The sequence below is a fragment of the Streptomyces sp. NPDC127119 genome (assembly GCF_042677425.1).
Taxonomy (GTDB): Bacteria; Actinomycetota; Actinomycetes; order Streptomycetales; family Streptomycetaceae; genus Streptomyces.
This window is the reverse complement of the sequence record NZ_JBHXTO010000004.1, coordinates 99,505-113,848: the sequence shown is the minus strand read 5'-3', so window position 1 is coordinate 113,848 and position 14,344 is coordinate 99,505. Positions and strand designations below refer to the sequence as shown.

At 71.4% G+C, this 14,344-nt stretch carries 10 protein-coding genes and 2 tRNA genes; 10 read left to right on the top strand and 2 right to left on the bottom strand.

The genetic code is table 11. From position 1 onward, the window contains the following. Positions 1-112: 112 nt before the first annotated feature. The 8 genes from ACFVH5_RS03510 (at position 113) to ACFVH5_RS03475 (ending at position 8,411) form a co-directional block, all read left to right on the top strand. A complete protein-coding gene (locus ACFVH5_RS03510) occupies positions 113-2,233 on the top strand; it encodes an ATP-binding protein (protein WP_385831720.1) in 2,121 nt (706 codons plus the stop codon). A 204-nt stretch (positions 2,234-2,437) separates the two neighbouring features. Continuing rightward, the gene (locus ACFVH5_RS03505; protein ID WP_385831718.1) at positions 2,438-2,896 is read left to right on the top strand and encodes a hypothetical protein; all 459 of its coding nucleotides are present in this window, start codon (positions 2,438-2,440) and stop codon (positions 2,894-2,896) included. A gap of 14 nt (positions 2,897-2,910) precedes the next feature. After that, a complete protein-coding gene (locus ACFVH5_RS03500; RefSeq protein ID WP_385831716.1) occupies positions 2,911-3,567 on the top strand; it encodes an XF1762 family protein in 657 nt (218 codons plus the stop codon). A 31-nt stretch (positions 3,568-3,598) separates the two neighbouring features. After that, positions 3,599-4,024, top strand: coding sequence for an NUDIX domain-containing protein (locus ACFVH5_RS03495; RefSeq protein ID WP_385831713.1), 426 nt, complete (start codon positions 3,599-3,601; stop codon positions 4,022-4,024). An 87-nt stretch (positions 4,025-4,111) separates the two neighbouring features. Next, entirely contained in the window at positions 4,112-4,975 is an 864-nt protein-coding gene (locus tag ACFVH5_RS03490) for a DNA primase (protein WP_385831711.1), read from the top strand. Between the two features lie 2 nt (positions 4,976-4,977). Then, positions 4,978-6,450, top strand: a complete 1,473-nt coding sequence (locus ACFVH5_RS03485; RefSeq protein ID WP_385831709.1) for an ATP-binding protein — start codon at positions 4,978-4,980, stop codon at positions 6,448-6,450. A 492-nt stretch (positions 6,451-6,942) separates the two neighbouring features. Then, complete coding sequence (locus ACFVH5_RS03480; protein WP_385831707.1) at positions 6,943-7,140, top strand: helix-turn-helix domain-containing protein; 198 nt, start codon at positions 6,943-6,945, stop codon at positions 7,138-7,140. Beyond that, positions 7,140-8,411: a tyrosine-type recombinase/integrase gene (locus ACFVH5_RS03475; RefSeq protein ID WP_385831705.1), complete on the top strand. Its 1,272-nt coding sequence runs from the start codon at positions 7,140-7,142 to the stop codon at positions 8,409-8,411. The genes ACFVH5_RS03480 and ACFVH5_RS03475 overlap by 1 nt, the downstream gene beginning before the upstream one ends. An 80-nt stretch (positions 8,412-8,491) precedes the next feature. On the opposite strand, the gene ACFVH5_RS03470 is transcribed toward ACFVH5_RS03475, so the two are convergent. Both ACFVH5_RS03470 and ACFVH5_RS03465 read right to left on the bottom strand, forming a co-directional pair. Further along, positions 8,492-8,564 (bottom strand) — tRNA-Arg (locus ACFVH5_RS03470). A 240-nt stretch (positions 8,565-8,804) separates the two neighbouring features. Further along, positions 8,805-8,895, bottom strand: a tRNA-Ser gene (locus ACFVH5_RS03465). A 211-nt stretch (positions 8,896-9,106) separates the two neighbouring features. On the opposite strand from ACFVH5_RS03465, the gene ACFVH5_RS03460 reads away from it, so the two are divergent. Next, entirely contained in the window at positions 9,107-9,565 is a 459-nt protein-coding gene (locus ACFVH5_RS03460; RefSeq protein WP_385831703.1) for an SSI family serine proteinase inhibitor, read from the top strand. A 289-nt stretch (positions 9,566-9,854) separates the two neighbouring features. Continuing rightward, entirely contained in the window at positions 9,855-14,342 is a 4,488-nt protein-coding gene (locus ACFVH5_RS03455; protein WP_385831701.1) for a PAS domain-containing protein, read from the top strand. Positions 14,343-14,344 lie beyond the last annotated feature (2 nt).

Sequence of the window (14,344 nt, the reverse complement as noted above, 5' to 3'; positions counted from 1 at the left end):
GCCACCACCCCTCTTGTGTTCCGGGGTGCCCGGGACTTTCCACGGACACGGACACCCCGGCTCTCCCGTGAACCTTCGCCCCCTGAGAGGGGCAGTCAGGAGCAGTTCCAGCATGTCTGAGAACGTCGTGCACCTCCACAAGCACACCGACCCGCCCGCCACCGACACGGCGCCGACCGTGCTCACCGTGGTCCCCGACCCGGCACCCGCGCCGCTCGTGCCGTTGTGGGTGCGCTCCGGCCGCGCGGTGAAGACCGCAGCCACCCACGAGCGGACCAAGTCCGCCGCCCGTGCGGTGGCCCGGCACAGCCTGTACACCGTCAACGGCGGACGGATCGTGGCCCGCCGTACGTGGGACGGCAAGACTGGGGCGCGGTACGAGCGGATGATCCGGGCGGCTGAGGCCGCCGGGAATTTGGAAGTGGCAGAGGAGTGGGAAGAGCGGTTGCAGCGCTTCCGGGCCGCCCGCCACCACCGCCGCATGGACCTCCTGCACTCCCCGGTCGACGCGGCCAAGGGCGTCGCCGTGGGCACGGGGATGGGGATCGGCGCTTTGGTCGCGCTCGGGGTCGTGATGGCCATCAACAACGGTGACATCGCCGACGTCATCACCCCACTCGCCGCCACCATCGAGTTCATCGCCGCCGTGATCCGGATCGTGCAGATCGTGTGGGGGCCCGCGCTCACGATCGGCCCGTTCCTCGTCCTGCTCGCGCTGTGGGCGGTCGGCAGCAAGCAGCAAGCCGCGCCCGCATGGTCGATGCCTGACCACGTTCGATCGGGCGAGGGCGAACCCATCACACCGTCGATCGTGGTCAAGGCCCTGCGCGACCTCGGGGTGCCCGCGCTGCGCAATGCGATCAAGGAGATGGGCGACGCGGGCGCGAGCATGCTGGGGCCGATCCGGATCGCCGGATGCGGTGTGGAAGTCGACGTCACGCTGCCGTCTGGGGTGTCGACGAACGAGGTGCAGAACCGGCGCCGGAAGTTGGCGGAGAACCTGACCCGCCATGAGCACGAGGTGTTCATCACCATCCCGCAGGCGGCGCGCACGGTGCGGCTGTGGGTGGCCGACTCCGGCGCGCTCGATGAGCCGATCGGGCCGTCTCCGCTGGTCACCGACGAGACGATGACCGCCGACTACGGCAAGGGCCGCGCCCCCTGGGGACAGGACCTGCGCGGCGACGCCGCGGCGCTCAGCCTCTACCAGCGCCACCTCCTCATCACCGGCCTGTCCAACCAGGGCAAGACCGTCGCCCTGCGCTCGCTCGCCCTGTGGCTCGCACTGGACCGGTCGGTGGAATTCCTGCTCGGTGACCTCAAGGGGGTTGGTGACTGGGCCATGTTCGACGGCCGCGCCCGCGTGCTGATCCAGGGTCCGACGGATGAGCACGTGATCCAGGTGACCGAGATGGTCGAAGGTGCGGTGGAGGAGATGAACCGGCGGATCCAGGCCCCGCCCGGCACCGTCTTCCCCGCGCTGATCGTGCTGGTCGATGAGGCGCAGATGGCGTTCATGTGCCCGGCCAAGGATGAGGACAAGCGGCCCTATGGCGGGTCCAAGGCCAACTCCCGGTACTTCATGGCCGTGCGCAAGATTCACAACCAGGGGCGGGCGGTCAACGTCCTGATGTGGCAGGGCACCCAGGACCCCACCGACCAGAACCTCCCCAAGCTCGTGCGCGAGGGCGCCCACACCCGCGCCTCCCTCGCCCTGGGCACCGAGTCACAGGCCCGCATGGCGCTGGGGGACAAGGCCGTGGACGGCGGGGCGGCACCGAACATGCTGCGTCCCGGTCTGGATCAGGGAACGCTGGTTGTGGCGTCGTCCGGCATCGACATCCCCGCCGGGCAGGCCGCGATCACGGTGCGCACGCACTACATCGACGACGACGCGGCCACCGCGATCATCGAGCGGTCCAAGGCCCTGCGCGACGGCGTCACCACCCTGCACGCCATCGACCGCACCGACGACGACCGTGACCCGCTCGCGGACATCGCGTCCGTGGTCGGCACCGCGGAGCGGGTCCGCACAAAGGACGTGCTGTCCCGCCTCGGCACCCTCAACGCGGACGCCTACGGCGGCTGGTCGTTCATCGACCTCAAGCGCGTCCTCGACGGCACCGGAGCCGAGCCGCACAAGTCCGACGGCGTCATGGTCGTCGGCCGTGACCGGCTCGCCCGCGCCCTCGCCAACCGCGACAGCGACGGTTCCGCTTCCGCCGCCGAGTGACAGGGAGCCGACCGGTGGCGGGTCAGGGAGACAGGGAGAACTCCCTAACCCCCTCCCTGACCCGCCTCCCTCCATCTGACCTGCGCAAATGATCGTTCAGGGAGGCAGGGAGGCACCCCAGGTCAACCCCCGAAAACCCCCTCCACAGCACGCCCCCAAGGGGGTGCCGCGCCCTCCCTGACCCACTGCCGGAAGGGATTCCGCATGTACCCCGAACACTCCGGTCACCTGCCCGCCGAACGGGCCGTGACCATCCACCAGCCCGCCCCCATCACCCACCCGCCGGCCGGTCCGCTCGTGCCCGTGCAGCCGGGCACGGTCCCGGCCGTGGCGAGCGTCGTCCTCCCGGACGGGCGGGTCGTCACCGGCTACGCGATCAGCCCCATGCAGCCCGAACCGCTCGCCGCCAAACCGGCCGTGTCCCGTACGGCGGTCAACGTCGCCCTCGGGGGCGTCGGGTTCCTCGCGGTGTGCGGCGGTCTGCTGCTCCTCACGTCGTTCATCGCCGCGCTCACCGCGTTCATCACCCAACTCATCACCCTCGCCGCCGTCATCTTCGGCGGCTGGATCGCCGTACAGATCCTCGGCACGAGCAGTCACCGCGGCGGCACCACCTTCCACATCCGCAAGGCCGTGATCAAGCGCAACCACTTCCACGGGTAAGGAGAGTGCACCTGATGAGTGCCCCTCCTGCCGCACGGCGGCTGCACATCCGGCCGATGAAGTGGAAGGCCGCATGCGACTACGTGGAAGAGCACCACCGCCACCACGAGCCGCCCCAAGGGCATCAGTTCTCCCTCGGTGTCCAAACCGACGACGGCCGCTTGGTCGGCGTGGCCATCGTGGGCCGCCCCGTCAACCGCAACCTCGACAACGGGCTGACCGTCGAAGTCACCCGCGTCGCGACGGACGGCACCACGAACGCCTGCTCCGCCCTCTACGCAACTGCGTGGCGCACCGCCCGCAGCGCGGGCTACCGCCGCGCCCTCACCTACACCCAAGACGGCGAAAGCGGCGCGAGCCTACGCGCCGCCGGATGGCGCAAGGTCGCTGACCTGCCCGCCCGCCCAGGCTGGGACGCTCCCAGTCGCCCCCGCCACAGCCGCGGCACCGACAACGTGGCCCGCGCCCTGTGGGAGATCACCACCCACAACGCGCCGCCACTGCCCACGCTGCATGACGAAACGCGTGACGAAACCCGCCCCACTCGCGGCCCGCGCAAACGGTGCCCGCAATGCAAAAACCCGATCACCGTGGCCGCGACCGGCCGACCCCCGCGCTACTGCTCACCCGCATGCCGCCAACGCGCCTACCGACACCGCACCCACAACTGACCGACCCGACCAAGAATCGAGAGCTGAACACATGACCGAGACCTTCGAGACCATCCGCTACACCGCCGACGTGGTCTGCATCCGCGACGGCGCGGTCCTGCTGATCGAGCGGGGATGGCCCCCGCACAAGGGACAGTTCGCCCTGCCGGGCGGGCATGTCGACCCCGGCGAGACCTCCCGCACCGCCGCCGCCCGCGAACTGCTGGAAGAGACCGGCGTCCACGTCGACCCCTGGGACCTGACCCTGATCGGCATCTTCGACACCCCTGACCGCGACCCGCGCGGCCGGTACGTCACCGCCGCCTACCTGATCACCGTCCCCGCCGACACCACCGCCCAGGCCGGAGACGACGCCGCCGCCGTGCGCTGGACCCCGCTCGAAAACGTCCGGGTCCTCGCCTTCGACCACACCGACATCGTCACCACCGCCCGCTACCGACTGCACGACCCCTTCTAGCTACGCCAAGGGCGGCCCCCCTCTCGCCAAAGTGCGGGGCCGCCCTTGTTCCACCTGCCCTCAACAGACCTGTGGAGGTCTCCCAGCATGACGCAACCCACCGACAACAGGCGAGCGTCCTTCGCGGACGCCGCCCTGGATCTCGCTGCGACCGGTGTGCCGGCACTCCCCCTGCGGGCGGGAAAGCTGCCGTTCGGCAACTGCCGCACCTGCGCCAACAACGCGTGCGGCGGGCGGCCGAACATGAGGGTCCCCGGCCCCTGCGTCTGCCCAGCGCCCTGCCACGCATGGGCCGCCGCCACCACCGACCCAACGGTCCTCACCTCCCCCGCATGGGCCCCGGCGTGGCAACAGGCCGCGGCCGTCGCCTACCACCCCGGCGGGGCAGGGATGACCGTGGTCGACCTGGACAACGCCGACGCCATCACGTGGGCCCGCGCCACGCTGCCCGCCACGCGCACCGTGGCAACGACGCGCGGGGAGCACTGGATCTACCGGGGCGTCATGCAGTCCGTGAACGCGGTCATGCTCGGCGTCGACATCAAGTCCCTGATGTCGTACGCCCGTTGGCTCGGACCCGGCACGGGCGCCACGGCCGCTCTCCCGGCCGTTGTCCGCGCGCTGGCAGTAAAGGGCCCGTCGACCGCCCGTAAGGCGACACAAGTCCACGTAGCATCTATTACGGGGCAAAGTGGGGTGTGTCCGCACCGCACGCCCGCCTATCTGGATCGTGGCATCGCCATGGCCGTACAGCGGATTACCGACGCCGACCGTGCCGTGCACGCGACCGTCTACCGGGCGTTCCTCGCCGTGCTGTCCCGGCATGGGCGGTGCGGTTGCCTGACCGAGGGCCATGTGACCCGGCTGTTCACCGCCGCGCAGGCCAAGGGTGAGAGTGCCCGGCACTGCGTCGACGCGTGGACCAACGCCCGTACCGCATTGGGGCTGTAGCGATGTCTGAGGACGAGAAGGACCCGGCCCGCAAGGTCATCACCGACTACGCCCAAGCGCACTTCCGCTACTTCCGCACCGCCGACGGCACCGTCTACGCGCAGAAGAACGCCCACCCCGTGGCCCGCCCGATCCGCTCCCAGGGCACCACCGGAAGCCACAGGCAGGAACTCATGGTCGGCCTCTTCCGCGACGGCATCGGCGTGTTCAACGGGACCGCACTCAAGGAGGCGTTGGACCTGATCGAAGCACTCGCGCTCACCGAGCCCGTACAGCCCGTCCACATCCGCGTGGCCCCCGGATTCGACGGGGCGACGTGGCTGGACCTGGGCCGCGACGACGGACAGTCCGTCCGCATCCACCCCTCGGGCTGGGACGTGCTCACCCCGGACCCGCGGGAAGTGTGCTGGCGGCGCACCCAGCTCACCGGGGAACTGCCCCTGCCGGTCAAGGACACCGAGGGCAAGGGCATCGACCTCCTGATGCGGTTGTGCAACTTCGCCACCGCGGAGACCGAGTGTCTGGCTATCGCGTGGCTGATCGGCTGCCTGGGTCCGTCCGTGCCGGTCCCTGCCCCGTTCCTCACCGGACCGCAGGGCGCGGGCAAGTCCACCGGCGGCCGGATGCTCGTGCGGATCATCGAGGGCATGACCGGCGACCTGCGCCGCGCACCCAAGGATGAGGAAAACCTGATCGCGGCCGTGGCTGCGGGGTGGGTGACCGCGCTGGACAACCTGTCCCACATGACCCCGGACCTGTCCGACGCAATGTGCTGCATCGTCACCGGCGCTGAGAGCGTGAAGAGGGCGCTGTTCACCGACGGGGACGTGTTCCGCGCCCGCTACCGGCGCCCCCTCCTGCTGACCGGTATCGACGTGGGAGTCATCCGGCCCGACCTAGCGGAACGGCTCTTGCCGTTGCGGTTGGAGCGGCCCCGGGTGCGGCGCACCGAGGATGAGCTGTGGAGGGAGTACGCGCAGGTACTGCCGGTCGTGCTCGGCTCGCTGCTAGACCTCACGGTAAAGGTGCGGGCCGTGGATGCAGAGACGCCCACGGATCTGCGGATGGCGGACTTCGCGCACCTGTGCGCGCAGCTCGACGCCGCCACCAGCCTCGGAGCGCTCAGCGCCTATCGGGCCAGTCTCGATGACCTGAATGACGACGTGATCGAGGGCGACCTGTTGGCGCAGACCGTCATCGAGCACGCGGCGGGCATGGCAGCGGGTGCGGAGGAGCGGATGACGTCCACACAGTGGCTGTACTGCCTCAGCCGCCTCTACGCGGGCGAGGAACTGCGACCGCTGCCCAAGGGGTGGCCGACCACCGGCAAGGTGCTGTCCGACCGTCTCAAGCGTCTACAGCCCACCCTCGCCGCCCGCGGCGTGGTCATCGACTCCGGCCGCACCAAAGAGGGCCGCTACATCGAGATCACCCGGCTCGCCCCGCCCGCACACGAGCAGGAAGCGGCCTTCTGACCGCAACCACCGGTCACGGCTCAAGCAAGAGGAGCACGCCCCCGCCGCCGGGTGCTCCTCTTGCTGTTCGCCGCTCGCGGCGCCCCAGGGACGTGCCGCGCAGCGGCCCCTCATTCACGCTCTGATCAGCACCGCCACGACCACAAACAGCCCCTCCTTTTTTCCTAAGTAGGGAAGCTCTGCGTCACCTGCGTCACCCGACCCCCAAAAACGGCGGGTGACCTGCACGAACGCGGGTGACGCAGACGGCAAATCTCTGCGTCATCGTGCGTCATCTGCGTCACCGATGACGGACGCCTGCGTCACCGATGACGCACACCCAACCCTCTGCGTCACCCCAAACCCGCAGGTCAAAGGCTCAGGTGACGCAGATGACGCGGGTGACGCAGAAATCCCCACCTCGGACACACGCGGACCACCCACGCAAGGAAAGTCCGCTCCTTCGCCGCTACGGCTCCCAAGGCCCTCTCTCGCTCCCGGAGGTTCGTCCTCGTGCCCAGCGTCGCCCCTGCTCTGCCTGAAGCACTCACCGTCCCGGAAGTCATGCACGCGCTGCGCCTCAGTCGCAGCAAGGTCTACGACCTCTTCCGCTCCAAGCAGCTCGAAAGCTTCACCGCTGGCCGCGCCCGCAGGGTGCCGGTCACCGCCGTACACCAGTACATGCAAGACCGCCTTGAGGAGGCAGCCTGATGGCCAAGCGCCGCGCGAATGGCGAAGGAACGATCACCAAGCGCAAGGATGGCCGTTACCAGGCAGCCGCTTACGTCTTCCGTCCCGACGGGACCCGGACGAGGAAGTTCGCCTACGGTAAGACCCGCGAGGAAGTCGCCTCTCAGCTCACAGAGATGCAGGAGATGACCCGGCAGGGCATCCCTGCGGCCTCGTCCACGATGGCGTTCGGCGACTACCTCACCTACTGGTTGGCCACCATCGCCCCGGAACGGTTGAAGCCCGCGACGCTGAACAGTTACGAGGGGCTGTCCCGCCTCTACATCCGTCCCGCGCTCGGCAAAAAGCGCCTCAACCGACTCTCCCCGGCAGACGTCCGGCGGTTCCTCGCCGAGTTCAAGGCTGCCTGCCTCTGCTGCCTCCGGGGTGCCGACGAGGAGCGGCCGGAGGACAAGCGCACGTGCTGCGCCGTGGGCCGCTGCTGCAAGCGCCGCCCGTCGGCCCGCACGGTCCAGTACATCCACGCAGTGCTGCGGTCCGCGCTGCAACAGGCGATGCGCGAGGAACTGATCGCACGCAACGTCGCCCGGATCGTGGAAACCCCCACGGTCGAATCAAAGGAGGTGCGTCCACTGGACGCGGCCGAGGTCCGCCTGTTGCTCAAGACCGCTCAGCCTCATCGCCTCTACGCCCTGTGGCTGCTGCTCGTGTCCACCGGGTTGCGGCGCGGGGAAGCTCTCGGGCTCACGTGGGCGGACATCAATCTCACGGCCGGCACTCTCCGGGTCCGGCGGAACGTGCAGCGCATCCGACGAGAGCTGATCTTCGGCACGCCCAAGACGATGCGCTCCGTCCGTACGATCTCCCTGCCCAAGCACTGCGTGCGGGCGCTCACCACGCACCGGGCGCAGCAAGAACGAGAGCAGAAGGTAGCCGGAGCGAAGTGGCAGCCCACTACGGGGCACCCGACCGGACTCGTCTTCACCACGGTGACCGGACGGGTGACGGACCCGCGCAGCCTGAACCGGATGCTCACCATCCTGTGCAGAGACGCGAAGGTGCGACGCGTACGCGTGCACGACCTTCGACACACCTGCGCGTCCCTGCTGCTCGCTCAGGGCGTCGACGCGCGGACCATCATGGAGACGCTCGGGCACAGCACGATCACGATGACGCTCGACACCTACGCCCACGTGATGGGGTCGACGCTGCGCGCGGCTGCCGAGCGGATGGACGACGCGCTTGGACTCGAAGATGTGGACGACGACCCGGAGGGCGAGAACGCCGCCTGAGCGGCCATTCCGGGGACGTTGATGTCACCCGCTGATGTCAAAGGCCCCGCCGGGCGAACCGACGGGGCCTTTGACCTGTGTGCACTCGGCAGGATTCGAACCTGCAACCTTCTGATCCGTAGTCAGATGCTCTATCCGTTAAGCTACGAGTGCTTGTGTGTTCTGTTGTGTTTGCTCTTCCCCCCGGACTTTTCTGCCCGGTTGGCGTTGCGGGAACAACATTACATGACTGGCGGCGTGAGGCGAAATCCGTTTGCCAGACCCAGCCTGACCTGCGAAAACGACCCCTTGGCGGCCCTCGGACGGCTCCCGGCGCGGCCCCGTGGAGCGACGGGAACGATCAAGGAACGACGAAGCCCCGGTCGAGAACGACCGGGGCTTCGTGATCTTCTGCGGAGGCGGAGGGATTTGAACCCTCGATGGGATTGAAGTCCCAAACCGCATTAGCAGTGCGGCGCCATAGACCGGACTAGGCGACGCCTCCAGCACAACCATCCTCGCCTGCGCGAAATGGTGCGTGCAGATGATGACACAGCCGAGCGGGCTGTCACCAATCGCCCCCCACGGTACTAGGCGGAAAGCCCCGAGGGCAAAGCCCTTCTCCCCGGCGCAACGTCCGGGCTCGGACGGCGTTAGAGCAGGCGTCAGAGCTGTCTCCAGGGCAGTCGATCAGAACCGTCGTCAGGGGAGCCACCATGCTGCGCCGCATCGCCCTCACCGTCGCCACCTCCGCCGCCGCCTCCTTCGCGGCGCTCTCCGGGGCGCCGGCGGTCGCGTACGCCGATTCGTTTCCCCTCGTGCCGCCGCCGGTCAGCGGCGCGGACCGGAGCGACCACCTCACCGTGACGGTGAGCGGGGCGGGCGAGGGCCGCGACGGGAAGTTCGAGCTCGACTGCCATCCGGCGGGCGGCAGCCATCCCCGGGCCCAGGCCGCCTGCGACTACCTGGACCGGAACACCTCGTGGGGCAAGAGCCCGTTCGCGCCCCCGCAGGAGCGCGGGATGTGCACGATGCAGTACGGCGGTCCGGCCACCGCCCACGTCACGGGCACCTGGGCCGGCCGCCCCGTCGACGCGCAGTACGGGCGCGGTGACGGGTGCGAGATCTCGCGGTGGGACGCGCTCGTGCCCGTCCTCCCCGATCTCGGCGCGTAGAGGGGGCGAGGAGCGGAGGGTCAGAGGGATCGGCGCATGGAGCGGGGCTTGCCGGCGGGGTCCGGCGGATGTGTGGGAGCGGGTGGCGGCCGGGGCGGCGAAACGCACGGTCACAGGTTCTCCAGGCCTTCTGCGTGCGTTCTGCGTCCCCTCTCCGTGCGACCTCCCTCTCATCCGGCGTCGCGAGCGCAACCACTGCCCGTAGACTCCCTCGCGTGACACGTCGCGGCCCCGTTGGCAAGATGGCTACCGCGGTCGGCAAGGAGCGGTAACAGGGAGGAAGCGTCTCGTGAGCAGCAGGCCATCCCGAGGCGCTGCTCGCCTCGCAGCGATACTCGACGCACTTCCCGACGCGTTGGTGCTGGTCAACGCCAACGGAACGGTCGTCAACGCCAACACCATCGCCCTGGAGGCCTTCGAGGCCCCGGGCACCGCGCTCGTGGGGCGCGGACTGCTCGATCTGCTGCCGCAGTTCGACTCCCGGCTCATCCCGGGCACGATGCGGCGGGCCGAGACCGTCGACGAGAACGGGCGCACCCGGCCCACCCGGATGATCGCCCGCCGCACCGACGGCAGCGAGTTCCCCGTCGAGGTCACCAGCGCGAACCTGGAGAACGGGCAGCAGGCGTACGACGGTTACGGCTACACCGGCGACGAGCTGCTCATGATCGTCGTACGGGACCTCTCCGGCACCGTCGACACCGAGGCGGAGCTCGCGCGCTCGCAGCGGCAGACGGAGATGATCCTGCGTGCCGCAGCCGAGGGCGTGGTGGGCACGGACACCGAGGGCCGGGTCGTCCTCGTCAATCCGGCCGCGGCGCAGATTCTCGGCTTCCGGGCCAGCGACCTCGGCGGGCAGGAACTGCACCCGCTGATGCTGCACTCGCGCGCGGACGGCGAGCCGTTCCCGTACGAGGAGTCGCCGCTCGCCGACACCCTGCGTTCCGGGCGCAAGCACCGGGTGCGCGGGCAGGTGCTGTGGTCCAAGAGCGGCGACCGCGTGCCGGTCGACCTGACCACCGCGCCGGTGCGGGACGGCGACCAGCTCGTCGGGGCCGTGATGACCTTCACGGACCGGCGGCCGTACGACGCGCTCGCCGAGGAGAAGGACGCCGAGGCCGAGCGCCATCAGCAGGAGCTCACGCGGGCCTCCGAGACGCATGCCGAGGAGCTGGCCGCCCTCCGGGAGGAACACGCCGGGCAGCTCGCCGAGCTGCGCGAGCAGCACGAGGAGGAACTGGCCGCCGGGGACGACCGGTACGCGGCCCTCGCCGAGCGCGAGAAGGACCGTTACGAGGCACTGTCCGCCCGGCACGAACAGCTCCTGGCCGTTCTGGGGCGCTCCCTGCGCGGACCCCTCGACCAGCTGCGCGGCGAACTCGCGACCCTCGCCGCGGACGACGCCGGACAGCTGTGGCCCGAGGCCAACCAGGTGCTGCACCATCTCTCGGCCGGCTACTCGCGCATCACCACACTCGTCGACAACGTGCTCGCGTACCAGCGCCTCGACTCCGGTACCGAGGGCGTCACCCGTACGAAAGTGATGCTGGACGCGGTCGTCGCCGCCGGGGTCGACGGTGCGGTCGAGCTGATCGGGCCCGGGCGGGTGCAGTTCGCCGTGCACGCGCCGCCCATCGAGGCCGAGGTCGATCCGCAGCGCCTCGCCACCGCGCTCGCGCATCTCATCGCGGATGTCGCGGGCGTCGACTCCACGGGCAACTCGCCGGCCTCGGCCGGCGGCTACATGGACAACACGGTCGTCGTGGCCGCCGCGCAGCGCGGTGAGGGCGTACGGATCGAGGTACGCGGGCCGTACGCCGGGGGAGACCCGGTGCACGAGCCCATCGTGCGCGGGATCGTGCGCGCGCACGGGGGAGTGCTGCAGACGCACGAGGTCCCTGGGATGAGCGGCAGCGCGTTCGTTCTCGAAGTACCCATCGGCGGCGGGGCCGGGTCGGTCCCGGCCGCCGTTCCGGCTGTGGGCGCCCTTCCCGCGGTGGGTCCGGGTCCAGGTCCGGACGGCCCTCCCGCCGCGGAAGCGGGTACGGGAGCGGCCTCCGGCGCGGTCGGTTCCGCGCTCGCGCTGCCCGAGCAGGCTTCCTCCCAGGGCGGTGGACGGCGGCGGGCCCGGCGCGCGTCCGTCGACGCCTTCCTGGAGAGCGAGGTGGGGCCCTCGACGGAGACGGCCGTACCCACCGGGCGGCGCAGGCGTGCTGCGGAGGCCGCGGGGCAGCCCGCGCTGCCGGCCCAGGCCGCCGCGGACGAGAGTGCTTCCGAGGGCAAGGGCGCGACCGGACGGCGGCGTGGGCGGCCGAGCCCCGTCGAGGGCGGCGGCTCCGGGGGCGGCGTCTCCGAGGGCGCGGTGGTGACCGCCGCCGAGCACGCGGCCGGTACCGCGGCCACCGGGCTGGGGGCGACCGTGCCTCCGCAGGGCGTGCCCGCGCCCGCCGACGGACGCCGTGCCCTGCAGGACGGCGGCCGGCAGGCCCTGCCGGCCGCACTTCCCGCAGCCGCGCCCTCCGGGCCGGGTTCGGGTTCGGGTTCGGGTTCGGCTGGGGACTCGGGTGAGAACTCCGACGGCGACGGCGGGCAGCCGACCGGGCGGCGTCGGCGTGCGCTGGCCGCCGCGGCGGAGCGTGCGGCGGCTCAGGAGGCCGGGCCCCGCGCAGTGTTCGCGCTGCCGCCCGCCGAGGCGGACCGCTCGCCCGAGTACGCGGCGCAGTCCGCCGAAGGCCACGGCCACGGTCAGGCAGCGGCAGCCGGTGGACGCCATGACGTCGCCCTGCGCGATCCTGCCGACGATCACACTCCGCCCCAGCCGCATCCGGTGCAGGCGCCCAGCGGACGCCGGCGGGCCCGGCAGCCCGCGGGCGAGGCAGCAGGTGCAGGCGTGGGCGAGGTGGCGCCGGACGGGGCGGCCGGGGTTCCCGGGCAGCAGCCGATGCCGGGCCATCTGCCTCCCGCGCAAGCCGTTCCCGTTCCGGAGGGCGCTCCCGCTCAGCCCGCCCTCGGACAGGCCGTCCCCGGACAGCCCGCACCCGTACCCGTACCTGGTCAGGGGCACCCGGGGCACGGCGTCCCTTCGGCCGTGCCTGCCGTGGGTCAGGCCGTGCCCGCGCAGGGCATCCCCCAGCCGGGCGCCCCCGGTCAGGCTCTCCCGCCGCAGGCAGCGCCCCTCCCAGGGCAGGCCCTGCCGCCGCAGGCCGCTCCCGGGCAGGTCGCCCCGGCCGGTCTCGCCGGACCCGTGGCACCCGCGCCGGCCGAGGGCGCACCGGGCCACGCCGGAGCCCCGGCACCCGGCGCACCTGCCCAGGGAACCCCCGCGGGTCCCGCACAGCCGCAACCGCAGCGGCAACCGCAGACGCCCGCGGCCGGGATGCCGAACGCGGACCCGACCGCGCCCCCTCAGCCCTGGCCCGGCGCGGCCGACACCTCCGGCGCCGGAGTCCCCGTACAGCCGGAGGCCGCCGCCGCGCCGCAGCCGTGGCCGGGCACGGCCGATACGTCGGCCGCGCCTGAGCCCGTGGCGGCCCAGGAACAGCCGCGCGCCGCGCAGCCCTTGCCCGCGGAGGCCGCGGCGCCTCCCGTGGACCCCAACTCGACGCAGGGGCGGGCGATCAGCGTCCGTACGCTCGGGCAGGGTGTCCCGTTCGGCCGCCGCATGATCGACGCGCAGCAGCCCAAGCCCGGCCGGACGGCGTCTCCCGCCCCCCAGGCCCACGCACAGGCGCAGGCGCAGCCCGTGGCGCCAGGAGGAGCCGCGCCGCAGCCCCAGGCGCCTACGCCTCCCCCGCACTCGACCAACGGCTCCGGGCGGCGCCGCAAGCTCGGCACGCGCCCCGATCCCGCGGCCGAGCAGACGGACACGGCGGCCCGCTCGCACCCGGGTGGCGGCCAGCAGTCCCGGCTCGCCCACACCACCGAGGGCACCGGCCGTTCGTACGCCATAGGAGCACCGGACCAGAACGCCGACGAAGGCCCCGAGCCGCTCGACGGCCCAGGTGGCGCGGTGGAGGTCGCGAACCAGCCCCACCCCCAGCCGATGGACGACGAGCTGCCTCCGGAGCCGCTGGACAATCCGCGCCGGCTGCTGGTCTGGCCCGCGCCGGACATCACCACGCAGCAGGCGCTGAGCGACCGCGGCTACCGGCCCGTCATCGTGCACTCACGCGAAGAGGTCGACGCCCAGATCGCCGCCTTCCCGGCCGCCCTGTTCGTCGACCCGCTCACCGGCCCGATCACGCGTACGGCCCTCCAGTCGCTGCGCCAGGCCGCCGTCGCCGCCGAGGTACCGGTCCTGGTGACCGCCGGCCTCGGTCAGGCGACCCGCGAGGCGGCGTACGGCGCCGACCCCGCCGTACTCCTCAAGGCGTTGTCTCCGCGCGACAGCGAGCAGCACCCGCCGCGGGTTCTCCTCATCGAGGAGCACGCGGAGATCGCGCTCGCGCTGACCTCGACGCTGGAACGGCGCGGAATGCAGGTCGCGCGGGCCTCGTCCGACGAGGACGCCGTCACGCTGGCCGGGCAGATGCGGCCGAACCTGGTGGTGATGGACCTGATGCAGGTACGCCGCCGACGCGCCGGGATCGTCGACTGGCTGCGCGCGAACGGCCAGCTCAACCGCACCCCGCTGGTCGTCTACACCGCGGCCGTCGACCAGAGCGAGCTGCCGCGGCTGGCCGCGGGGGAGACGGTGCTGTTCCTGGCCGAGCGATCGACGAGCGCCGAGGTGCAGGACCGGATCGTGGATCTGCTGGCTCGTATCGGTACGAACTGAGC

What these genes read in the sequence shown, in the direction of transcription:
- ACFVH5_RS03485 (WP_385831709.1), top strand. Translation starts at nt 4,978, where the DNA reads ATGTCTGAGGACGAGAAGGACCCGGCCCGCAAGGTCATCACCGACTAC.
- ACFVH5_RS03490 (WP_385831711.1), top strand. Translation starts at nt 4,112, where the DNA reads ATGACGCAACCCACCGACAACAGGCGAGCGTCCTTCGCGGACGCCGCC.
- ACFVH5_RS03460 (WP_385831703.1), top strand. Translation starts at nt 9,107, where the DNA reads ATGCTGCGCCGCATCGCCCTCACCGTCGCCACCTCCGCCGCCGCCTCC.
- ACFVH5_RS03495 (WP_385831713.1), top strand. Translation starts at nt 3,599, where the DNA reads ATGACCGAGACCTTCGAGACCATCCGCTACACCGCCGACGTGGTCTGC.
- ACFVH5_RS03505 (WP_385831718.1), top strand. Translation starts at nt 2,438, where the DNA reads ATGTACCCCGAACACTCCGGTCACCTGCCCGCCGAACGGGCCGTGACC.
- ACFVH5_RS03500 (WP_385831716.1), top strand. Translation starts at nt 2,911, where the DNA reads ATGAGTGCCCCTCCTGCCGCACGGCGGCTGCACATCCGGCCGATGAAG.
- ACFVH5_RS03510 (WP_385831720.1), top strand. Translation starts at nt 113, where the DNA reads ATGTCTGAGAACGTCGTGCACCTCCACAAGCACACCGACCCGCCCGCC.
- ACFVH5_RS03475 (WP_385831705.1), top strand. Translation starts at nt 7,140, where the DNA reads ATGGCCAAGCGCCGCGCGAATGGCGAAGGAACGATCACCAAGCGCAAG.